This window comes from Amycolatopsis sp. NBC_01286, assembly GCF_035982555.1.
Taxonomy (GTDB): Bacteria; Actinomycetota; Actinomycetes; order Mycobacteriales; family Pseudonocardiaceae; genus Amycolatopsis.
Window position 1 is genome coordinate 121331 of sequence record NZ_CP108428.1, and the last position, 22918, is coordinate 144248.

Annotated in this window: 16 protein-coding genes; 7 read left to right on the plus strand and 9 right to left on the minus strand. The window is 70.9% G+C overall.

What is annotated here, in order from left to right:
• The first annotated feature begins 57 nt into the window (after positions 1-57).
• From OG570_RS00560 to OG570_RS00570, 3 genes are read left to right on the plus strand one after another with little or no spacing between them, the layout of a single operon-like run.
• Positions 58-900, plus strand: coding sequence for a DUF4097 family beta strand repeat-containing protein (locus OG570_RS00560; RefSeq protein WP_247062484.1), 843 nt, complete (start codon positions 58-60; stop codon positions 898-900).
• Between the two features lie 28 nt (positions 901-928).
• The gene (locus OG570_RS00565) at positions 929-1885 is read left to right on the plus strand and encodes an ATP-binding cassette domain-containing protein (protein ID WP_247062482.1); all 957 of its coding nucleotides are present in this window, start codon (positions 929-931) and stop codon (positions 1883-1885) included.
• The gene (locus tag OG570_RS00570; protein ID WP_247062480.1) at positions 1885-2688 is read left to right on the plus strand and encodes an ABC transporter permease; all 804 of its coding nucleotides are present in this window, start codon (positions 1885-1887) and stop codon (positions 2686-2688) included. Before OG570_RS00565 ends, OG570_RS00570 begins: the two co-directional genes overlap by 1 nt.
• Before the next feature lie 56 nt (positions 2689-2744).
• Here the strand turns inward: OG570_RS00570 and map are convergent, their stop codons facing one another.
• From map to OG570_RS00585, 3 genes are all read right to left on the minus strand, one after another.
• The gene (gene map / locus OG570_RS00575) at positions 2745-3602 is read right to left on the minus strand and encodes a type I methionyl aminopeptidase (protein ID WP_247062477.1); all 858 of its coding nucleotides are present in this window, start codon (positions 3600-3602) and stop codon (positions 2745-2747) included.
• Between the two features lie 23 nt (positions 3603-3625).
• Entirely contained in the window at positions 3626-5422 is a 1797-nt protein-coding gene (locus OG570_RS00580) for a penicillin-binding transpeptidase domain-containing protein (RefSeq protein ID WP_326955187.1), read from the minus strand.
• A 61-nt stretch (positions 5423-5483) separates the two neighbouring features.
• The gene (locus OG570_RS00585; protein WP_247062473.1) at positions 5484-6338 is read right to left on the minus strand and encodes a GNAT family N-acetyltransferase; all 855 of its coding nucleotides are present in this window, start codon (positions 6336-6338) and stop codon (positions 5484-5486) included.
• Positions 6339-6438: 100 nt separating this feature from the next.
• Here OG570_RS00585 and OG570_RS00590 point away from each other — a divergent pair, with 100 nt between their 5' ends.
• Positions 6439-6645, plus strand: a complete 207-nt coding sequence (locus OG570_RS00590; RefSeq protein ID WP_247062471.1) for a DUF4177 domain-containing protein — start codon at positions 6439-6441, stop codon at positions 6643-6645.
• 169 nt (positions 6646-6814) lie between these two features.
• Here the strand turns inward: OG570_RS00590 and OG570_RS00595 are convergent, their stop codons facing one another.
• Positions 6815-7207, minus strand: coding sequence for a VOC family protein (locus OG570_RS00595; protein WP_326955188.1), 393 nt, complete (start codon positions 7205-7207; stop codon positions 6815-6817).
• Positions 7204-8010 carry a helix-turn-helix domain-containing protein gene (locus OG570_RS00600; RefSeq protein ID WP_326955189.1) on the minus strand — a complete coding sequence of 269 codons (807 nt, stop codon included), beginning with the start codon at positions 8008-8010 and terminating at the stop codon, positions 7204-7206. Before OG570_RS00600 ends, OG570_RS00595 begins: the two co-directional genes overlap by 4 nt.
• Before the next feature lie 83 nt (positions 8011-8093).
• Here OG570_RS00600 and OG570_RS00605 point away from each other — a divergent pair, with 83 nt between their 5' ends.
• Positions 8094-8360, plus strand: a complete 267-nt coding sequence (locus OG570_RS00605; RefSeq protein WP_326955190.1) for a hypothetical protein — start codon at positions 8094-8096, stop codon at positions 8358-8360.
• 6 nt (positions 8361-8366) lie between these two features.
• Here OG570_RS00605 and ispG read toward each other — a convergent pair whose 3' ends face one another.
• The 3 genes from ispG to dxr form a co-directional block, all read right to left on the minus strand.
• On the minus strand, positions 8367-9518 hold the full coding sequence (gene ispG / locus OG570_RS00610; protein WP_247062463.1) for a flavodoxin-dependent (E)-4-hydroxy-3-methylbut-2-enyl-diphosphate synthase: 1152 nt from the start codon (positions 9516-9518) through the stop codon (positions 8367-8369).
• Between the two features lie 118 nt (positions 9519-9636).
• Positions 9637-10851, minus strand: coding sequence for a M50 family metallopeptidase (locus tag OG570_RS00615; protein ID WP_247062460.1), 1215 nt, complete (start codon positions 10849-10851; stop codon positions 9637-9639).
• Positions 10852-10854: 3 nt separating this feature from the next.
• Positions 10855-12057, minus strand: a complete 1203-nt coding sequence (dxr, locus tag OG570_RS00620; RefSeq protein ID WP_326955191.1) for a 1-deoxy-D-xylulose-5-phosphate reductoisomerase — start codon at positions 12055-12057, stop codon at positions 10855-10857.
• A gap of 257 nt (positions 12058-12314) precedes the next feature.
• Between dxr and OG570_RS00625 the strand changes: the two genes are divergently transcribed.
• Together OG570_RS00625 and OG570_RS00630 are read left to right on the plus strand one after the other, a co-directional pair.
• The gene (locus OG570_RS00625; RefSeq protein WP_247062457.1) at positions 12315-12569 is read left to right on the plus strand and encodes a DUF2631 domain-containing protein; all 255 of its coding nucleotides are present in this window, start codon (positions 12315-12317) and stop codon (positions 12567-12569) included.
• Between the two features lie 26 nt (positions 12570-12595).
• The gene (locus OG570_RS00630; RefSeq protein ID WP_326955192.1) at positions 12596-13258 is read left to right on the plus strand and encodes a peptidylprolyl isomerase; all 663 of its coding nucleotides are present in this window, start codon (positions 12596-12598) and stop codon (positions 13256-13258) included.
• Positions 13259-13645: 387 nt separating this feature from the next.
• Here OG570_RS00630 and OG570_RS00635 read toward each other — a convergent pair whose 3' ends face one another.
• Entirely contained in the window at positions 13646-22807 is a 9162-nt protein-coding gene (locus OG570_RS00635) for a DNRLRE domain-containing protein (protein ID WP_326955193.1), read from the minus strand.
• Positions 22808-22918 lie beyond the last annotated feature (111 nt).

The following is a 22918-nucleotide window of genomic DNA, read 5'->3' on the forward strand; positions in this document are numbered from 1 at the left end:
TCCTTCACGGCTCCGACCTGCGGAGACGTCACCCGAACTGCCCAGGAGGGCACAGCCATGCCTGTTTTCGCCACCCCCGAACCGATCACCGCCACGATCGACGTCAGCGTCGCCGACGTCCGGATCGTCGCCGGCGAGCGCACCGAGACCACCGTCGAGGTCGAGCCGGCCGACCCGTCCGACAACGACGACATCAAGGCCGCCGGTCGCACCCGCGTCGAGTTCACCGACGGCGTGCTGCTGGTCAAGGGCCCGAAGTACACCACCAAGCTGTTCGGCAAGGGCGGCGCGCTGCACGTCACGGTCGAGCTGCCGGCCGGCTCCCGGGTCCGGGCGGTCTCCGCCATGGGCGACTACCACGTGTCCGGCCGCGTCGGCGACAGCCGCGTCAAGACGTCCGTGGGCAACATCCACGTCGACGAGGCCTCCCGGATCGAGGCGAACACGGCGACCGGCGACATCTTCGTCGGCCGCGCCACCGGGCACGCCGAGCTCGGCACCGGCACCGGCGAGCTGCGGATCCGCGAGATCGACGGCACCGCCGAGCTGAAGAACTCCAACGGCGAGACCCGCGTCGGCGAGGTCACCGGCGACCTGCGGGTCTCCACCGCCAACGGCGACATCCTCGTCGACCTCGCCCACGCCGGGGTGCACGCGAAGACGGCCGCCGGCGACGTCCGGATCGGCGAGGTCATCCGCGACGCCGTCGTGCTCGACACCGCGGTCGGCGAGATCGAGGTCGGCATCCGCGAGGGCAGCGCCGCGTGGCTCGAGCTCAGCTCGCTGACCGGGGCCGTGCGCAACTCGCTCGCCGCGTCCGACGGGCCCAGCGGGACCGCCGAGACGGTTCAGATCAAGGCCCGCAGCTACACCGGCGACATCGTCATCCGCCGCGCCTGAACTTTCGTTGAAACAGAAGGGGAATCCGATGCCAGACGCCATCGTGGCCGAAGGACTCGTCAAGAAGTACGGCGGTGTGACCGCGCTCGACGGCATGTCGCTGCGGGTGCCGGAAGGCACCGTGCTCGGGGTGCTGGGGCCGAACGGCGCCGGGAAGACCACCACCGTCCAGATCCTCACGACGCTGCAGAAGCCGGACGCCGGCCACGCCACGGTCGCCGGGTTCGACGTCGTGCGGGACGCGCACGCGCTGCGGTCGCACATCGGCGCGTCCGGGCAGTACGCCGCCGTCGACCTGGAGCTGACCGGGGCCGAGAACCTCGAGATGGTCGGGCGGCTCTACCACCTCGGCACCAAGCGCGCGAAGGCCCGCGGCCGGGAGCTGCTGGCCCGGTTCGACCTCGAAGCCGCCGCCGACCGCCCGGTGAAGGGCTACTCGGGCGGCATGCGGCGCCGGCTCGACCTGGCCGGCGCGCTCGTGGCCAACCCGCCGGTGCTGTTCCTCGACGAGCCCACGACCGGGCTCGACCCGCGGGCCCGCACGGACCTGTGGGACGTCATCACCGAGCTGGTCTCGGGCGGCACGACGCTGCTGCTCACCACGCAGTACCTCGAGGAGGCCGACCGGCTCGCCGACAGCATCGCCGTCGTCGACCACGGCCGCGTGATCGCCCGCGGCACCTCCGACGAGCTCAAGGACCTCGTCGGTGGCGAGCGGATCGAGCTGACCGTCGGCACCCACGACGACGTCGCCCGCGCGCGGGCGACGCTGGCCGGGCTGGGCGGCGGCGAGCCGCAGGCCGACGGGTTCCGGCTCACCGTGCCCGTGACCCACGGCGCGAAAGCGCTTACCGAAGCGCTGGCCCTGCTCTCCGCCGACGGCGTCGACGTCCGCGACGTCGGCCTCCGGCGTCCCACCCTCGACGACGTTTTCCTCACCCTCACCGGTCATGACGTGACCGAACCCGCGAAGGAGGCCGTGTGATGAACGCGGTGCAACTGGCCGTGACCGACGGCGTCACCGTCGCCAAGCGGAACTCGATCAAGATCGTCCGGTCGCTGGACCTGCTCGGGTCCATCGTGTTCCTGCCGGTGATGTTCGTGCTGCTCTTCGGTTACGTGTTCGGCAGCGTGATCGACATCCCCGGCCTGTCCTACCGCGAGTTCATGCTGCCGGGGATCTTCACCCTCGCGGTGGCCATGGGCAGCATCGTCACCGGCTACGGCCTGACCGACGACCTGCAGAAGGGCATCATCGACCGGTTCCGCTCGCTGCCGATGTCCCCCGCCGCGGTGCTGATCGGGCGGACCACCGCCGACCTGATCCTCAACGTGACGAGCCTGCTCATCATGGGCCTGGTCGGGCTGCTGGTCGGCTGGCGCATCCACACCGGCGTCTTCGAGGCGCTGGGCGGCGTGCTCCTGCTGCTCGCCTTCGCCTACGCGCTGTCGTGGGTGATGGGGACGATCGGGCTGGCCGTGCGCAAACCCGAGGTGTTCAACAACGTCTCGAGCATCGCGATCTTCCCGCTGACGTTCCTGGCCAACACGTTCGTCGACAGCGGCCGGCTGCCCACACCGCTGCGGGTGATCGCCGACTGGAACCCGATCTCGGCGATCACGCAGGCGTCGCGGGACCTGTTCGGCAACACGAGCCCGGCCCTGCCCCCGCACGACGTCTGGCCGATGCAGCACGCGGTGCTGGCGTCGGTGCTGTGGATCGTGGTGCTGCTGGCGGTCTTCGTACCGCTTTCGGTGCGCTGCTACCAGAAGGCGACGAGCCACTGACCCCACGGCTCGTGAGTGTTTAGGGCGGTTCTAACCGCCCTAAACACTCACGAGGGCTACGGCAGGGTCAGGATCTCGGCGCCGTCGGCCGTCACCACGAGGGTGTGCTCGAACTGGGCCGTCCACTTCCGGTCCTTCGTGGTGACGGTCCAGTCGTCGGCCCAGATGTCGTAGTCGATGGTGCCGAGGGTGATCATCGGCTCGATCGTGAAGGTCATGCCCTCCTCGATCACCGTCTCCACCGTGGGCTCCTCGTAGTGCAGCACGGTCGGCGCGGTGTGGAACGACGGGCCGACGCCGTGGCCGGTGAAGTCGCGGACCACGCCGTAGCCGAAGCGCTTGGCGTACGCCTCGATGACCCGGCCGATCACGTTGAGCCTGCGGCCCGGGCGGACGGCCTTGATCGAGCGCAGCGTCGCCTCGCGGGTGCGCTCCACCAGCAGGCGGACCTCCTCGGAGACGTCACCCGCCAGGAACGTCGCGTTCGTGTCGCCGTGCACGCCGCCGATGAAGGCGGTGACGTCGATGTTGCAGATGTCGCCGTCCTCGAGCACCGTCGAGTCCGGGATGCCGTGGCAGATGACCTCGTTGAGCGAGGTGCAGCACGACTTCGGGAAGCCGCGGTAGCCCAGCGTCGAGGGGTAGGCGTGGTGGTCGAGCAGGTACTCGTGGACCACCTTGTCGATGTCGTCGGTGGTCGCGCCCGGCTTGACGGCCTTGCCGCCCTCCTCCAGCGCCTGCGCCGCGATCCGGCTCGCGATCCGCATCGCCTCGATCACCTCGGGCGTGCGCACGCCGTTGCCGGTGTCCCGCTTCGGTGCCGGCTTGTCCACGTATTCGGGACGGGCGATGGAAGCGGGGACGTCACGGCGCGGCGTCTGGACGCCGGGAACCAGGGGGGCACGAACGGACATGCCTCCACCTTACGACGGCCGCGTCAGCCGATCGCCGCCAGGAACCGGTGTGCCGCCTGAACCGCCGGTTTGGAGGACCCCGCCTCGGTCAGCAGCACCGCGAACGCCAGGTCGCCGCGGTAGCCGACGAACCAGCCGTGGGAGCGGGAGCCGTCGCCGAACTGGGCGGTGCCGGTCTTGCCCGCGACGTCGGGGATGTCCCGCAGGCCGGTCGCCGTCCCCGACGTGACGACCTCGCGCATCATCCCGCGCAGCGCGTCGAGGACGTCGTCCGACGGCGCGTCACCGACGTTCTGGGTGGTCGCCGGGCGTCCCATCACCAGCGACGGCGTCGGCACCTTCCCGGCCTGCACGGTCGCCGCGACCAGGGCCATGCCGAACGGGCTGGTCACCACCGTCCCCTGGCCGAAGCCGTTCTCCGCGCGCTGGACGGCGGAGTCGGTGGCCGGGACCGCGCCGGTGACCGTGGTCAGGCCCGGGACGACGAAGTCGGCGCCGATGCCGAACGACTTCGCCGTGTCGGTCAGCGCCGACCCCGGGAGCCCGGCCGCGAGCCGGGCGAAGGTGGTGTTGCAGGACTTCGCGAACGCCGTCTTCAACGAGACCCGGCCCAGGTCGAAGCGGCCTTCGTTCGGCACGACGCGGTTCTCGACCGTCGTGGTTCCGGGGCAGTCGACCGGACTGCCGGCCTCGACGTCGCCGTCCGCCAGCGCGGCCGCGGCGGTGATGATCTTGAACGTCGAGCCCGGCGGGTAACGCCCGGACAGCGCCAGCGAGCCTTCGGCGTCGGCCGCCTCGTTCTGCGCCACGGCCAGGATGTCCCCGCTCGACGGCTGGATCGCCACCAGCGCGGCCGGGTACTCGGCCGGTACGAGGGCCTTCTCGGCGGCGTCCTGGATCCGCGCGCTGAGCGTGCTGGTGATCGCGGGCCCGGGCTTCGGCGGCTCGGCCCGCAGCTCGGACACCTCGCCGCCGGTGACGTCCTGGGTGACGATCCGCCAGCCCGCCGCCCCGGCCAGGTCCTGCTCGACCAGCGTGCGGATGGCCGGCAGCACCTGCGTCCCGGACCCGCGCGTCACCGGCAGCAGCCGTTCCTGGCTGGCGAACCGGACACCGGGCAGGTCGTAGATCACCGGCTTGACGCGCTGGTAGTCGCCGGCGCGCAGGGTGATCACCGGGAACGTGGCGCCGGGCTTGGTCTTGCCCATCCCGTCCAGCAGCGAGCGACCGGTCACCGACGGCTCGTACCGGTGCAGCGCGGCGGCGAGCGACTTGGCCACCGCGCCCGCGTCGCCGGTCTTCGCCGGGTCGACGACCACGCCGATCACGGTCTGCGGGCGCATCAGCGGCACGCCGTCGCGGTCGAGCACCGGCGCCGTCTCCGGCAGCTGCGGCAGCACGCCGAGGGTCTGGCCGACCGCGAGCTGCGGGTGCACGACCGTCGGCTGCCAGTGCACCTGCCAGCCGTTCTCGGCCGCGCGCAGCTGGGCGTCGGCGCGGTAGGTCCAGGTGCGGCCGTGCGGGAGGTGCCAGGTGAGCTGGTAGCCGGCCGTGACGGTGTCGCCGTCCGCCGGCTCCTTCACCTCTTCGTCCTCGACGTCCAGGGACTCCGGGTCGAGGGCCCCGCGGACCTGCGTCAGCACGGTCTTCGCCGCGTCCGGTGAGTCGGTGCCCGCCGCGGCGGCGGCGATGTCCCCGGACGCGACGGCGTCGAGGAACGCGGAGAGGGCGTCCTCGGGGCCGTCGCCCGAACAGCCGGCCGCGGTCGAGGCGGCGAGCAGCAGCACCGCGAGCACGGCACCGCTTCGACGTGCACTCATGGCCGGATGATGCCCTGGTCAGGGCGGTGCGGCGGGGCTGAAACGCCGCCACGGAAGAGTGCTAGAACAGCACCGTCGCGTACTGGCCGACCTGCTGGAAGCCGACCTTGCGGTAGGCCGCGAGGGCGGGTTTGTTGTAGCCGTTGACGTAGAGGCTCGCGGTGCGGCCGAGGCCGCGCACGAGCCGGTTCACCACGGCGGCCGTACCCGCGGTGCCCAGGCCGTCACCCCGGCGTTCCGGGTGCACCCAGACGCCCTGGATCTGGCCGACGGACGCCGACATCGCGCCGATCTCGGCCTTGAACACGACCTCGCCGTGCTCGAACCGGGCGAACGCGCGCCCGGCGCCGATCAGCTCGGTGACGCGGGCGCGGTAGCTGGCGCCGCCGTCGCCGCTGCGCGGGTCGACGCCGACCTCTTCGATGAACATCGCGACGGCCGCGGGCAGGTAGCGCTCGATCTCGTCCGGGCGGACCGCGCGGACCCCCGGGTCGGCTTTGATGAGCGGCAGCGTGTCGAGCGCCATCAGCGGCTGGTCGTCACGGACTTCGCGGGCCGGGCCCCACTCGTCGGCCAGCTCGTCCCACAGGCCGAGGACCTGCTCGGCCGGGCCGACCAGCGACGAGCAGGTGCGCTGCCGGCGCAGCGCGCGGTCGGCGAAGGAGCGCAACGCGGGCGCGTTGCCGCGCAGGGGGATCAGGTTGGGACCGGAGAAGCACAGCCCTTGGAGCCGCCCGGCGCGCACCGGGCGGTTGTCGGCGGCCCAGAGCTCACCACCGAGCCGCCAGGGATCGAGGCCCGCGGCCTCCACCCTGGCACTGACCATGCAGCTGCCCACCGGGTCGGCGGCGAGCGCCCCACGGACCGCCGGATAGTCCCGATCATCGAGCAGCCGTGCACCTGCAAGCCGCAACACGGACTCCAGGGTGCCAGATGAACAGCCGAAACGGAACGCGAGCCTCTCGACACGCTCAGATGAACAGCCGGTGTCCGGCGAACCGGGCAGAATCGAAGACATGCAGCGCTACGCGTACAAGGTCGTCGAGGTCCGCGAGAAGCTCCTGGGCGGCAAGATGTCCGGGGACAAGCTCGAGAAGCTGCTCAACGACCACGCCGGGGACGGCTGGCAGCTCAAGGCCATCACGTCGGCCGAGGTCAAGGGCCGCGTCGGCCCGGGCGGGGTCGAAGGCCTGCTGGTCACCTTCGAGCGCCCCGTCCAGTAGGGCAGCGGCGGTGCGGGCGCGGCCAAGGCGGCCGCGCCTGATCGCCGCGCCGCGGATCAGGCCCGGTAGGCCGGGTTCGACCGGCCGCCGTGGGCGCGGCCGGGTTCGGCCAGGCAGCCATGGCGCGGCCAGGGGATTCAGCCCGCCGTCACGAACGCGGCCGGGTTGGTCAGGGTGCGCCGCGGTAGGTGCCGAATGTCCAGGCGTTGCCCTCCGGGTCGCGCAGGCTGAACGTGTGCGAGCCGTAGTCCGTGTCCGTCAGCTCGGCGGTGATCTCGGCGCCGGCGGCCTTCGCCTTCGTGTGGATGTCGTCCACGTGGTCCGACACGACGTAGACCGCGCCGGTGCCGGGCTTCATGGCGTCGTGGACGCCGTCGGGTGGCCGGACGCTGCCCAGCATCACGGCGCCGCCCTCGGGCCAGCGCAGCTCGGCGTGGGCGACGAGGTCGCCGTCGGGTACCACCAGCGTCTCGGTGAAGCCCAGGACGTCGACGAGGAAACGGACCGCGGCCGGGGCGTCGTCGTAACGCAGGGCCGGCCAGACGTTCGGTGCGGGAGTCATGCCGGTGAGTCTTGCCCGGCGGCGGCCTCCCCGTCTTGGAGGAACGGGAGCTCCTCGGCGATCCACGTGCCCGGGGTGCACCCGGCCAGCGCCCGCCACTCGTTGCTCAGGTGCGCCTGGTCGTAGAAGCCGCATTCGACGGCGAGCGCGGCCAGGTCGGAGTGGCCGCCACGCAGCAGCCGCCCGGCCCGCTCGAACCGCAGCACGCGCGCCGCCTGCTTCGGTGCCAGCCCCAGCTCCGCCCGGAAGCGCTCGCCCAGGTGCCGCCGGCTCCAGCCGACCTCACCGGCGAGGTCCGCGACGCGGACCCGGCCGTCGGCGCCGCGCATCCGGCGCCACGCCTCCCCCAGCTCGGGCGGCGGCCGGCGCGGGTCCACCGCCCGCGCCGCCAGGACGTCGTCGAGCAGGGCGAACCGCTCGGGCCACGTCGGCCGCTCCCGCAGCCGCTCCGGGAGGTCGCCGAGGCCGAACTCGGCCAGGTCCACGACGGCACCGCTCAGCTCGGCCGCTGTCACGCCGAGCAGGGTGCGCACGCCCAGCGGGTCGAGCTCGAGCTGGAGGCCCTCCTGCGTGCGGTCCTGCTCGATCAGCACCGCGCTCGTGTGCAGCCCGCCGACCAGGGCCTGCAGCCGGTGCCCGGCCATCCGGACGGGCGCGGCCAGGCTGATGACGAGCGTCACGTACCGGGACGGCAGGCCGCGGTGCACGGCCAGCGTCACGTCGTCCTGCGCGTACCCGATGTAGCGCGTGACCAGGGGCCGCACCACCGGGTGCGGCTCGCCGACGGCCCAGCCCACGCTCACGGACGCCAGCGTAAACGTCACCACCGACAGTTCCGGTTTCTGCTAACACGGAGGTGCGTCCCCCACCGCGGAAGGAACCACCGATGACGATCCAAGAGCAGGCGCAGCAGCTGGAACTGCTCGCCGACCAGGTGCCCACCGGCATCGCGCTCGCGACGAAGAGCGACCTCGAAGACCTGCAGGCCCAGGTCATGGGCCTGCTCGGGGAGACGTCGACCGCGACCGCGATCCAGGGCTCGATCCAGGGCTCGATCCAGCTGGCGTCCCAGCAGATCGACGAGGTCGCGGCGGCGCTGGAGAACGTCCGCCTGCAGATCCGCGACGCCGCCCAGCACCACCTGCAGGGGTGAGCGCCCTCAGCCGGCGGTGACGACCGGGGCACCCTCGCCGAGGCCTTCGCCCGCCTCTTCGGCGATGCGCATGGCCTCCTCGATCAGCGTCTCCACGATCGCGTGCTCCGGCACGGTCTTGATGACCTCGCCCTTCACGAAGATCTGGCCCTTGCCGTTGCCCGACGCCACGCCCAGGTCGGCCTCGCGGGCCTCGCCCGGACCGTTGACGACGCAGCCCATGACGGCCACGCGCAGCGGGATCTCCATGCCCTCGAGCCCGGCCGTGACCTGCTCGGCGAGCGTGTAGACGTCGACCTGCGCGCGCCCGCACGACGGGCACGACACGATCTCCAGCTTGCGCTGCTTGAGGTTCAGCGACTGCAGGATCTGGATGCCGACCTTGACCTCTTCGACCGGCGGCGCGGACAGCGAAACGCGGATCGTGTCGCCGATCCCCTGCCGCAGCAGCGCGCCGAACGCGACGGCCGACTTGATGGTGCCCTGGAACGCCGGGCCGGCCTCGGTGACGCCGAGGTGCAGCGGGTAGTCGCACTGCTCGGCGAGCAGCTCGTAGGCGCGGACCATGACGACCGGGTCGTTGTGCTTGACCGAGATCTTGATGTCGTGGAAGTCGTGCTCGGCGAACAGCGACGCCTCCCACAGCGCCGACTCGGCCAGCGCTTCCGGCGTCGCCTTGCCGTACTTGTCCATGATCCGCTTGTCGAGCGAGCCGGCGTTGACGCCGATCCGGATCGGGGTGCCGTGGTCCTTCGCGGCCTGCGCGATCTCCTTGACCTGGTCGTCGAACTTCCGGATGTTGCCCGGGTTCACGCGCACCGCGGCGCAGCCGGCCTCGATCGCGGCGAAGACGTACTTCGGCTGGAAGTGGATGTCGGCGATGACGGGGATCTGCGACTTGCGCGCGATCGCGGGCAGCGCCTCGGCGTCGTCGGCCGACGGGCAGGCGACGCGGACGATGTCGCAGCCCGCCGCCGTGAGCTCGGCGATCTGCTGCAGGGTCGCGTTGACGTCGGAGGTGAGTGTCGTCGTCATCGACTGGACGGAGATCGGGAAGTCGCTCCCCACACCGACCGAGCCCACCTGGAGCTGGCGGGTCTTGCGGCGCTCGGAGAGGACGGGCGGGGGCAGGGCGGGCATACCGAGTGCGACGGTCACGGTCTTCAGCGTACCTACCCCGAGTGGGCCACCCGCACCATGTCAACCGTCACGGTGAGCAGCATTACGGCGTGTGTGCCACGCCACGGAGGGGCCGCGACCCCTCCGTGGCGTGGCGTTACTGCAAGCGAATCGGATTGACGATGTCGGCCGTCACCGTGAGTAGCGTCACCGCGCCGCCGATGAGGACCAGGACCATCGTGAGCCCGGACAGCTTCGTGTAGTCCACCGGACCGCCCGCGGCCTTGCCCCGCAGGCCGCGGATCCAGTCGCGGATCCGCTCGTACCAGACCACCGCGATGTGCCCGCCGTCCAGCGGGAGCAGCGGCAGCAGGTTGAACACGCCGATGAAGAAGTTGAGGCTGGCCAGCAGGAAGAAGAACAGCACCCAGATGCCCTGCTCGACGGCCTCGCCGCCGATCCGGCTCGCGCCGACGACGCTGACCGGGGTGTTCGGGTCGCGTTCGCCGCCGAAGATCGCGGAGACGACGGCGGGGATGCGCTCGGGGAACTGGACGAGCCGCTGCGCCGTCTCGGCGAACATCGTGCCGGTGAAGCCGAACGTGGCGCCGACCGCGGCGACCGGGCCGTACTGCGTGGTGATCGCGGGCGTCACCGGCGACGCGCCGATCATGCCGACCTCGCGGACGCCCGCGCTGCTCCATCGCTGCACCTTCGGCACGTCGACCACGAGCGCCAGGTTCTGCCCGTTGCGGACGACGTCGAACTCGGTCGGGCCGCTGGTGGCCTGCACGGCTGCGAGCATCTCCGTCCAGCTCGCGACCGGTTTGCCGCCGACCGAGAGGATCTTGTCGCCGGCCAGCAGGCCGGCCGCCTGCGCCGGGCGCAGCGCCCCCGGCGGGCAGGTGGTGTCCTTGGCCTGCTCTTCGGTCGTCGCCGACCGCGCGCAGGACGTCGAGGCCAGCACCGGCGACGGGTCGGCGGCGGTCAGGTTCGGCAGCCCCATCGTGACGGCCATCAGGTAGAGCACCACGAAGCCGAGGATGAAGTGCGTGATCGACCCGGCGCACATCACGACGGTGCGCTTCCAGGTCTTGAACCGCCACATCGCGCGCGGCGCCTCGTCCGGCGTGACCTCGTCGAGCGCCGTCATGCCCGCGATGTCGCAGAACCCGCCGAGCGGGATCCACTTCAGGCCGTATTCGGTCTCCCCGCGGCGCCAGGAGAACACCGTGGGCCCGAAGCCCACGAAGTACCGGCGGACCTTCATGCCGAAGGCCTTCGCGGTGACCATGTGACCGGCTTCGTGCAGTGCGACGGAGATGCAGATCCCCAGCGCGAAGAGCACCACACCGATGATGTAGGCGAGCACCCGCTACTTCCCCTCGATGATCGAACCGGCCCGGGCGCGAGCCCAGCGCTCGGCCGCGAGAACTTCCTCGACGTCGCGAGGTTCGCGACGCCATTCGTCGGCGGCTCCCACCACCTCGGAAACAGTGTCCACTATCGACGTGAAGCGGGTGTTCTGCGCCAGGAAGGCGGCGACGAGCTCCTCGTTCGCGGCGTTGTAGACGGCGGGCAGGCAGCCGCCGACGGTGCCGCAGTGCCGGGCCAGCTCGACGGCCGGGAAGGCCTCGTCGTCCAGCGGCTCGAACGTCCAGGTCGCGGCCGTGTCCCAGGCGCACGCGGCGGCGGCGTCGGGCACCCGGTCGGGCCAGTGCAGCGCGAGCGCGATCGGCAGCCGCATGTCGGGCGGGCTGGCCTGGGCGATCGTCGAGCCGTCGGTGAAGGTCACCATCGAGTGCACGATCGACTGCGGGTGCACGGTGACGTCGATCTTCTCCGGCGGGACGTCGAACAGCAGCGCGGCTTCGATCAGTTCGAGGCCCTTGTTGACCAGGGTGGCCGAGTTGATGGTGATCAGCGGGCCCATCGACCAGGTCGGGTGGGCCATCGCTTGCTCGACGGTGACGTCGGCGAGATCGGCCCGCTTGCGGCCGCGGAACGGCCCCCCGGACGCGGTGAGCACGAGCCGCGCGACCTCGTTCTTGTGCCCCGCGCGCAGCGCCTGCGCGATGGCCGAGTGCTCGGAGTCGACCGGCACGAGCTGCCCGGGCTTGGCCGCCGCGAGCACGAGCGGCCCGCCGGCGATGAGCGACTCCTTGTTGGCCAGCGCGAGGGTGGCGCCGGTGGCGAGCGCTTTGAGGGTCGGTTCGAGGCCGCGGGAGCCGGGGAGCGCGTTGAGGACGGTGTCGACCTTCACGGCGTCGATCAGCTCGGTGACGGCGTCGGAACCGGCGAAGAGCCGCGGGAGCTTGAAGTCGCCCCGGGAGTAGCCGCGCTTCTGCGCTTCGGCGTACAGCGCGAGCTGCAGGTCTTCGGCGGCCGTGGCCTTGGTCACCGCGACGGCCTCGACGCCGTGCGCGAGCGCCTGCGCGGCGAGGGCCGCGGGATCGGCACCGCCCGCGGCGATCCCGGCCACCCGGAACAGGTGCGGGTTGCGCGCCGCGACGTCGAGGGCCTGCACTCCGATGGACCCGGTCGAGCCGAGCACGAGGACGCTTCGCGAGGTAGTCATCGCGGGCCATTGTCGCGCGGGCCGTGTCCGCGGCGCACGCGGAGGTTCCCTGGCCGTGCGGACCGTCCCGGCGGGTCGCGCAGCCCGCGTGCGCGGAGGCCCCTCGCCGCCGGAGCCGCGGCCTCCGCACGCCCGGACGTCCGCCGCGATCGCCTCGCGACCGGGAGACACAAGCCATGCGGGCCGTGTCCGCGGCGCACGCGGAGGTGTGGGATCATCGCGGGGTACGTGGTTCATGGGTCTTGAGGGAGTTCATCGTGGCAGGCAAGGCGGTCGAGAAGCGGCCCGAGGTCGACCCCCGCGACGAGCCGTCCGCGGCCTGGGGCTGGCACGGCTCCTTCCCGAAGGGCACCCGGATCGCCGGCTGGGTCAGCGCGGTCATCCTGCTCGTGATGATCAAGGGCAACCACGAGAACAACACCGAGAACGTCTGGCTGGTCGGCCTGGCGGCGTTCCTCGTCCTGCTGCTGGTCCTCGACATCCGCAAGCGCCGCACGGCCTGGCGCAAGTAGTTGGTGACCCGCTAACCTCCCGGCCCATGAAGCTGCGCTGGGGTTTGGCTCTCGTCGGTGTCCTGGGTGCCCTGCTGGTGGCGCCGGCCGTCCCGGCCTCGGCGTCCTCGATCGTGGTCCCGTGCCAGTTCACGCCGACGCCCGCGAACCCGGCGGCCCGTCCGGTGATCCGGCCGCTGCCGTTCGCGTTGACGCGCGGAACGGTCGACGTCACGTTCCGCTTCAACTACGGCCCGGTGACGGTCCGCCTGGACCGCGCGGGTGCAGCCCCGTGCGCGGTCCACAACATGGCATCCCTGGTCTTGCAGCGGTTCTACGACCATTCCCAGTGCTGGCGCCTGTCGAACTCGGCCCGGCTGGGCGTCCTGCAGTGCGGCGACATCTACGAAGTGGAAAAGGGCGGCCCGGGGTACAAGTTCCCGGACGAGGTGACCGGCGCGGAGACGTACCCGCGCGGGACGATCGCCATGGGGAACCAGGGACCCGGGACGAACGGGTCGGAGTTCTTCATCGTGCATTCGTTCGCGAACATCCCGGCGAATTACTCGGTGCTGGGTCACGTGGTGAGCGGAATGTCGGCGATCGACCACATGGTGGCGGACGGCATCATCCCGACGGATCCGAACGGGCCGCTGGACGGCGCACCGGCCAAGCCGGTGAAGATCCAGCGGGCTTCGCTCGGCCGGTAGGTCGACGCAGTCATCCGCCGTCGGCGAGTTCTTTAATGAGCGCACCCAGTTCTTCGGTTGCGGCAAGGCAGGATCGCTGAGACGTTTTCTTGATCCGAGTCAATGCCTCGACGTCTTGCGGATCGGCGTCCCGCAAGCCCGATCGCACAAAGTTCGGATCCAGGGTCCAATTTCGCGAAACCGTGTCCAAGCGCCATTCAAAAGACCCTCCGAACCCCGCTACAACCCCATTCAACCGATCACCAAGGCCAGCAGGTGGATCGCCGTACCTCCAGACCACGAACGGTGGCCGAACGAAGCCGTCCACAGGGTCAACGCCCACGGAGATCCGCGCCCAGGCAACCGCCCCGCGAGCCGAAAGTGTCTCCAGGATCGAACTCGAATCAATCATGAGAACTGCCCCGCGAATCCCGGGCTTCCCCACCGCAAGCCGTCATTAAGAGACTTCAATTTCCGCACGTAGTCTCCCCACGGAATCGCGTTCATGCTCAGACGCGGGTCGTAAGCATACTTACCGTCAGTGTACACATGGTGGAAAGTATACTCGACCGTACTCGAACCCTCCGGGACCAGGAGAAGATCTCCCTTTCCCTTGAACGCGATGATCTTTCCTTCTCGACCTGCCGCAACGAGCAGGTTTTCCGATATCTCGGAGCAGTCGAACCCGCAGACGTTGATCGGCTGCTGTTTCATGGCAGCCAAGACACGTTGGTCGGGCGGAAATCGGTCGTTGGGCAACCGGAATCCGTTCGAATCCCGAGAAGACGACCGCCCGTCGCGGACGTCGGCAAGTGACTCGCCGCTGTCGCAGCCGAATCCCGTTCTCCGGGTCCCGCCGTTGAAGTCGTCCCGCAGGACACCGCCGCCGCAGTTATCCCAAGCCGAAGCCTGCGCGGGCAGCAACGGGGACGGGATCGGCGGATCCACGTCGTGGACCACCGGGTTCTTCGGGTCCAGGATCTGGTTGAGGAAGCCCTGGTAGATGTTGACCAGGTCTTGCAGGCCGCCGAGGAGGCCTGCCACCATGCTCGCCGGCAGGTTGGGGTCCGACGAGACTCCGCCCCCGCCGAAGTACGGGTTCTGGGCGCCGTCCGGGATGGGGTCGGCGACGTTGCGGGCCTTCTCGTTCTGGTCGATCCGTGCCTGGATGCCCGGCGGTGGGGGCGGAGGCGGAGGCGGGCACCAGCAGCCCCCGGGAGGTGGTGGCGCACACACCTGGCAAGCGCCGGGCCCGGGCGGGTTGCCGGGTTGCGTTGCAGGACCCGGGCGCCAAGACGGGTTCCAGCCGCGGTCACTCGAGAAATCGGTGTAGTAACCGATCCGGCCCGGCTGGGGCGATCCGCCCCTGGACTGAACCTGGAACAGCCATCCCCACGGGACGTAACCGGCGATCGTGTTGTACGTGTCCCAGCCCACAGATCCGGTGGAGCGCGCCCCACCGAAAACGAGGCCCAGTAGCCCACCGATGCCCTTGCTCACTCCCCGTCCGGAAGTGGTGGTCCCCACGCCAGGAGGTGTCAGAGTGTCCGTCGAATGACCGTCCCGGTCGATCCCGTTGACCGGGCTCGCGTTGCCGTAGGTGAAGCGGTTCGCGGCTGCTGAGGGAAGGTCTGGGAGCGATACGCCGTCCCGGGCGCCGAACGTCCCCGTACCCGGTGAGTACCAGCGGGCGCCCATGTCTACCGCGCCCGTGGCCGGGTCCGTGTAGTCCGACTGGAAGCCCAACGGTGACGTCGCGCCCGACTGGGCCACCTTCGCGCCGAACGGGTCGAAGCTCGCCGAGCCGGTCAGTGCGCCCGAGGGAGCGAGACCGCCGACGACGTCGGAGTGCTGGTCGGTGATCGCGACCTGCGACGCCCCGCCGGTGCTCTGGGCCTGCAGGTCACCCTGCGTACCCCGGGCGAAGTTCGACGTGCCGTCCGAAGTCAGGTCCAGGCTGGGACCGTCGTAGGTCAACGTCTGGTCGTTGCGCGACGACGCCCGGTCCAGACTGTCATACGCGTACGTGACCGAGCCCTGCTTCACCGCCCGGTCGAAGGCGTCGAAGCCGGACGTCACCGTTCCCGCCGGGCCGGTGCGCGCGTCCAACGTTCCCCGCGCGCTCCACGTCAACGTGTCGGTGCCGTCGGTCAGCTGGCGGTTGCGCTCGTCGAACGTGGCCGTGCGGCCGCCCGCACTGACTCGGTTGCCCGACGCGTCCCACCCGTACCCGGTCGTCTGGGTGCCGGCGGTCCACGACGTCAGGCGGCCCGCTTGGTCATAGCCGTAGGAGTTGTCCCCGGCGCCGGCGACTCCCGATGTCTTCTTGCCGGTGAGGCGGTCGTCCAGGTCGTAGCTGTAGGCCATGGCGGCGAGCGACACGCCGCCGGTGCCCTTGAGCTCGTCTCCGGTCTGGCGGCCGAAGTCGTCGTAACCGTAGGTGCGGACGTGGCCGGCGCCGTAGTCGATCGAGCCGACGTTGCCCGCGTCGTCGTAGCCGAGCGTCTGCTTGACCCCGGTCAGGCCGTCCTGCTGGGTCGAGAGCCTGCCCTTGACGTAGCCGAACGTCGCCGTGCCCGCGCCGTCGACGCGCTGGGTGAGCCGGCCCGCCCCGTCGTAGGCGTACGTCGAAGTGCCCGACAGCGGCCCGCTGCTGGTCAGCAGGTCACCACGGTCGTCGTAGGTGAACGTCTTCTCGCCGTTGGGCGCGTTCACCGCCAGCAAGCGGCCGGCCGAGTCGAACCGCTGGACGCGATCCGGCGTCGGCTGCGCGGCTCCGGTCCCCGTCTCCAGTGTGAGCCGGCCGAGCGCGTCGAAGGTCCGCTGGCGGACCACGCCGCCAGGAGCCTGGATGCGTACCGGCCGGCCAGTGGGGTCGTACGACGTCGTCCAGGTGCGGTCGGCCGCGGCCGGGTGGGCCGCGGTGGCCGGTTCGATCGCCGACTCGGGCAGGCCCAGCACGTTATACGTCTGGATAGTGGCGTTGCCGCGGCCGTCGGTCGACCGGGTCCGGTTCCCGGCCGGGTCGTAGCCGAACGACGTCGTGATCGACGACGTGTCGGTGACCGGCTCCTGCTGCCGGACCAGGAGGCCGCGGGAGTCGTAGTCGAACCGGGTGGTGCGGTTGAGCGCGTCGGTCGCGGACACCTTGTTGCCGTCGGCGTCGTACCCGAGCGCACTCTTGCGCAGGACGTGCTCGTCCGGGGCCAGGCTGTAGAAACCGGTCGCCCGGCCCGCCGGGTCGTAGCTCACGTAGCCGGTCCGGCCGTGGCCGTCGGACTGCCGCACCTGGTGCCCGGCGAAGTCGTAGCCGAAGCGCGAGACCACACCCGCCGGATCCGTGGTGGTGGTCAGCTGCCCGAGCACGTCGTATTCGTTCTTGGTCAGGTCACCGGTCGGCGACGTCGACGAGAGGAGGTTCCCGGCGTCGTCGTACCGAAGCTTCGTGGTGTACGCCGCCGGGGCCGGACGCCGTTCCAGCCGGGTCGCGGTCGCCTGACGACCGAGGTCGTCGTAGGTGGCTTCCACCCGGGAACCGGTCGGGTCCGTGGTCGAAAGCAGCTCGCCTTCGGTCGTGTAGCCGTACTGCCACACCCCGCCGGCCTGGCCGCCCGCCGCCGGATCGGGATCGACGCGCTCCACGGGCCGGTTGAGCTGGTCGTACCGGTAGCGGGTGACGACGCCGTCCGGGCCGGTCACGCTCAGGACGTTGCCGAGCGCGTCGTACTGGTTGACCGTCGCGACCTTCGCCGCGGTGGTCTCGCCCGGCTTCCGGTAGTCCGGTGACGCCGTCTTGACGACCCGGCCGGCCCGGTCGTAGGTCACGGTCCCGACGTTGCCGTTCGGGTCGCGGGTCTCGGTCTGCTCACCGAAGCTGTCGTAGCCGCTGAGGACCTGGGGGCGCACCGCGGCCGCGGCCGCTCCCCCGGACTCGGTGGCGACGAGTGGCTGGGTGGTCCGGGTCAGCTGTCCCAGCTTGTCGTACGTCAGATCCGTCGTGAACGCGACCGGATCGGCGTCGCGGGCGTTGCCGCGCGGTGACGTGACCGAGGTGGTGAGTCCGCGCTCGTCGTACCGGTAGGTCGTGGTCAGCTTCTCGGTCGCGCTCTTGACGACGGACTGGCTGGTCTGGCGGCCGGCGACGTCGTAGCCGTACTCGATCGTCTCGCGGTTGCCCAGATCGAGCCGGGTGCTGTTCGAACTCTGTCCGGTGTGGACGGTCTTGAGGACGTCGCCGCCCGGGCCGTAGGTCCACTCCGTCCGGTTCGCCAGGCCCGCGGGATCGACGGTCTGCGCCGTGCCGCGCCCCGAAGCGTCGTATTCGAACGTCGTGACGCGACCGCCGGGCTCGGTCAGCTTGGTCTTCTGCCCCGCGGCGTCGTAGGCGTACTCCTGGAGCGTGACATCACGCTTGGGCGCCGCCGGGTTGAAGGGATCGCGCAGGTCGTGGGCGATCACCTTCCAGATCTTTCCGTCACCGAAGTACTGGTAGCGGGTGGTGCGGCCCATCGAGTCGGTCTCGCGGACCCGCCGGCCGGCGAGGTCGTACGCGTAGGAGGCGAGCACCAAGGTCGGGGCCGACGTCGTGTCACCGCCGCCGTCCGTGTCACCGCCGCCGGTCGAGGGATCGGTGGCCTGGCCGTTCCACGCCCGCAGCCGTACTTCGGCCAGTGCGTTGCGCGCCGTGTAGCCGTATTCGTACTTGTTGCCGCCGGCGTCGACCATCCACGTGCGGTTTCCGAAGCCGTCGTAGCCGGACGAGGTCACCCCGCCTTCGGCGTCGACGACCCGGTTCGGCCTGCCGAAGTCGTCGTATTCGGTGGTCGTGACCCGTGCGGTGTCGCCGCCGGTCAGGTCGCGGTTTTCGGTCCGCACGACATCGCCGTCGGCGTCGTAGCCGGTGAGCGTCTGCGCGGTGTGCGTGACGCCGGTGACGGAGTTGACCGCACCGGGACTCGTGGCCACGGTCTGGTGCGACCGGGCGTCGTAGGCGTAGGTCGTCGTCGCGCCGGCCGGATCGGAGGCGCTGCTGCGCGTCTCCGTCTTCTTGCGACCGAAGACGTCGTAGGTGTACGAGGTCGTCAAGCCCGCTGGGTCGACGACCTTCGCGAGATCGCCGTTGCGGTAGTAGGAGTAGCTCGTGACGCCGTTGCGCGGGTCGGTCGTCTGCAGGAGCAAGCCGGCCGGGACGTTGCCGCCGCCCACCGCCGCTTCGGTTCCGTCCGCGTGCTGGTGGCGGGTGACCGCGCCGTCGGGGGTGGTCTCCGTCAGCAGCAGACCGCGGACGCCCACGTCCGTGTAGGTGTACGTCGTCGCGTACGCCGGATCGGCCGCGTTCGCCGAGCGCGCGTCCGAAGAGGACAGCAGCTTGTCGTTGCGGGCGTCGGTGACGTCGGCCGCGTTGAGGTAGTAGCTGTAGTACGCCGTCTGGCAGTCGCCGGGCGCGACGCGGCACGTCTTGCGCGCGACGACGTTGCCCCGCTCGTCGTTGGTCAGGACCACGACGTTGCCGAGCTCGTCGCCGATGGTGGTCTGGAAGCCCTTGTCGTCGTAGTCGTAGGTCCGCACGCCCTGGCCGTTGACCGGCCCGCCGACCCACGTGCCGTCGCCGCCGACCGGCCCGCCGCAGTACGACGGGTCGCCGGGGTTCTGCGGGACCGAGGGGTCACAGGTCGGGTTGTCCGGGGGAAGCGGGTTCCCGTCGCCGTCCCGCCGGTCCTCCGGGCGGATGCCCTGACCCAACGGCGCGACGTAGCGCAGGATCCGGCCGCGCACGGGGTCGTAGTCGTAGAAGTGCGGCCGGTTCCCGGGATCGCTGACCTGAGTCGTGCGGATGAGGTTGGTTTCGGTGCCTGTGACGACCGGACGGCCGAGACGCCAGTGCCCGCCGTTACGGTCGACGACTTCGGTGAGCCGGTCGGCTGCGGTGTCGTAGCTCAGTTGAGCGGCGATCCGGCCGCTGGGCAGGGTGATCTTCGCGAGCGAACCGGCCGCCGCCCGCGCCTGGAAGTGTGCCGCGGCGGTCGTCGGCCCGACGGCGTACTCGTAGAACGCCGCCTCGGCGATCTGGCCGGAGAAGAAGCGGCGCGGGTCCGTGCCCCAGCCGGGCCAGGCCGACGGCGGGACGGTGTACGCGGCACCGATCTGGTCGTAGACGACGTCGTCGTGCGCGATCTCGCCCTGGGCGCTGCCCACGGCCTGCCCGTCGAGGTACAGCGTCTGGGTGGCGAGCGCGCCGGAGAGCACGACGTGGTGCCAGGCGTTGTCGTTCACCGTGGTGGCCGACGTGATCGGTGCCGCGGTGCCGTTCCAGAACTGCCCGCGCAGCTTGCCGTCCGTGCCGACGTAGAGCACGGGCACGGCGCTCGTGGGCGTGCCGCTGATCGGCGCCTTCTGGTAGCCGAACAGCGGACCGCCCGACGCGGTCTTGAACCACATCTCGACCGCGAGGTCGCGGTTCTTGCGCACCAGGCCGTCAGGCAGGGTCACCACGGACGACGTGCCGTTGAACGTCGCCGCGGTCCCGGTGCCGGCCAGCGGCCCCGGCTGCCCGAGGACGACGTCCTTGTAGGTTCCGGCGTCCTTGCCGAGCTTGAGCCCGTTCTCGCTGCCGGCCGTGGTGCCGGACGTCTCCGCGAACCGCCAGTAGGACGACGGGCGGGCGTCGACGACGGAGCTGCGGTAGTGCGAGGCCGGGGTGTAGCCGTAACCCGTGCACCCGTTGTCGGGGTCGCAGACCTTCGTCAGCCGGTCACCGTCGTAGGAGTAGGTCCAGGTGAGCTGCTTGCCGTCGATCGGGTCGGTGCTGACGGACGTGACGTGGTTCCCGGTCCACTTGAAGTACAGGATCCGGTCGCTCGTCCGGCTGATCGCCCGCCGGAGGTGCTCCGGGGTGCCGTAGTCGAGTTCGACGTGGTGGCCGGCCTGGTCGTAGATGTCGATGAGCCGGCCGTCGGGACGGAACCGGTAGAGGGTGGAGGCCTTGTCGGTCAGCACCCAGCCGCCGCCCGCGGCCTCGACCTCGATCCGGAAGTTCGCCTGACGGCCCGGAGGCGGTGCGAAGGTGCCGTCGCTGTTGCGGCCGAACCGCACCTGCTGGCCGTCCGGGTAGGTCACCACGACGTTGCCCGAGCCGTCGTTGTCGGGCACGACCCGCATGTCGTACCGCGTCGACCAGCCCGCGCCGAACGTCAGGTCGGTGCGCGGGTCGAGACTGTTGTACGTGCGGGCGACGGTCAGCTCCGGCCCGGTCACCTGCAGTGCCGCGTCGACCGCACTGGAGAAGTAGTTTCCGGTCTGCGGGTCGAAGTCCTGCTGCGCACCGCTGTAGGGCGCGTTCGCGAGGTGGGACGTGATCTCCGGCTGCGGGACCGCCGTCAGGAGGTGGCTGGGGGTCAGTTTCTCGCTCTCGGCGTTCCCGTCGAAGGCGAAGACCCGCCACTGGTAGTCCTTGCTCCAGCGCAACGCGCCGACCAGGACGGTCCACGTCCGTTTGGCCACGTAACCCGAGTCCACACAGGACACTCCGGACAGGGTGCCGTCCGGCTTGGTGACGTAGTTCTCGCAGACCTCGAAGCGGTACTTCAGGTTCGACGAGACCGGCGCGTCGACGTCCACCGCGTCGGCCCAGAGCTGCGGGGTGAGGGTGGGCGCCGAGTAACCGTTCGGCGGGTACTGCGCCTTGACGATCGGGGGAACGTCGAACACCGTCATCGACAGCCGCGTCGGCGGGATCTGCTCGTCGGTGAACCACGCGCCGCCACGGCGCAGCATGCTGAAGTCGAAGAGGTAGTTACCCGGCTCGATGGCCTTGATGGTCGCGTCGAGCGTCACCGAGTCGCCACGCGGGACGTCCCGCGGCAGCGAAGCCGCTTCGAGCGCACCCACCGGCGCACCGGCGGCAGTGAACGCGCGGTAGCCGAGCGCGTAGTCCGCCGCCGTCCAGGTGTCCGCGCCCCGGTTGGTGACGGTGATCTTGACCTTGCCGGCCTGGGTCCGGGTCACGGGCGGCGTGGGAACCCCGTTGTCGACGCGGTATTCGGCGTCGTAGGGCGTGTGCGTGACGAACAGCCGGGGCGGGTTCGCGGTCCGGTTCCCGGTGAACTTCTTCCAGCCGTAGGGATCCGTCTCCGAAGCACGGACGGCGAGGCCGTAGTTGGGCTGCGCACCGGTCACCCAGCGCTGCACGAGGTCGCGGCCGCCCGTGCCCAGCGGGATCAGCTCGGTCGCCGACGGACAGCTCGAAGCGTGCTGGGAGAGCGCGATGTACCCGTGCGCGAAGGATTCCTGAGCCAGCGCGGGACCGTAGGCGGGGCCGGGGAAACCGGACGCGCTCGTCCACGGGGCGGTGACGCCGTGCACGGTCACCGGCCGCGGCTGGCAGGACCAGGACCAGGTGCTCTTCAGCGTGAGCTGGGCGCCGAGGATCTTGTGGTTGCGGAGCCGGTTCTCCACACCGCCGAAGGACAGGTAGCTGGCGGCTTTCAGCGCGCCGGTCGTCCCGATCTTGAGCTCGGTCGATCCGTCGAGACGGGAGCCGTTCTGGAACACCGCGCCGCCGTCCGACGCGGTCGTCTCCACGCTGGGGTCGACCTCGACCGGGTAGGCCCGGGCCGGATCGGCCAGCCAGTTCGCGTCCAGTTCGACGCGCAGCACGAACCCGCCGTCCCGTTCCAGGAGCCGGTAGACCACCCCCTCGGAACGAGCGGGCTCACCGGTCGCGGGATCACGGCGGGCATCGGTCATGAACCCGGCGGGGATCCGGGCGCGCTCGTGCCCTTCGGCGTCCGAGAGCGCGATCCGCCCGTCCACGAGCGACGGCCGGAGTCCCCTCAACCGCAACGGGAACTCCCACGCGGCCGGCGCCTGGGGCGAGTTCAGGACCAGCGTTTCCTTGACGCCGCCGGGCACCACGTCGAGGCGCAGGTCGGCCCCGGCGCGCACCCCCGGGTAGACGATCCGGCTGCCGGACGCCACACCGGCCGCGGGCGTGGCGCCGGCGACACCGAACCCGAACTGGTGTCCGTCGTCGAGGCCGACCCCGACGACCTGGTCCGAAGCGGCGTCCGGCGCGAAGACGAGCCGCTCGGCGTCGGCCGCGTTGCGCCACCCGGCTCCCCCGTCGTTCGGCACGACGGTCGGATCGATCGGCTGGTAGGCGCCGTCGGCCGCGCGGTAGTTGATCGGCTCCTGGCCGAACTCGGTGGTGAGGGTCCCGTCGGTGTTGGCGAAGGTCCGGTCGGTCGCCGTGCGCCGGTCCGGGAGCTCCTTGCTGGTCTTTTCGTCGAACCCCGTCCCGTGGACGGGTGCGTTCCCGACCCGGACCGCGTTCGCGCGGACGTTCTCCGCGCCGGCGGCGACGGCCGGGTACTTCGACTGCAGCGACTTCGGCGCGGCAGCGTTGGCCTTGCCGCCCGCTTCGTCGCCCTGCTCCCCCGCGGTGCCCGCAGGCTGCTGCGGGGCGAGCGCCATCGCCTGCCGCAGCAGGTCCGCGTCCGTGTCCGCGCCCGGGCCGTCCGGGATCGACGGTCCGACCACTCCCGCCGTCAACGCGACGACGAGGACCAGCAACGCGGCCCGGCTCGCGTGCCCGGACTTGCGTCGGGGAGAAAACATGGGAAACCCGCCCTCGTCGGTCGAACCACAGCACGGCAAAGGAGCAGCACCCGGCCGGGGCGGGTG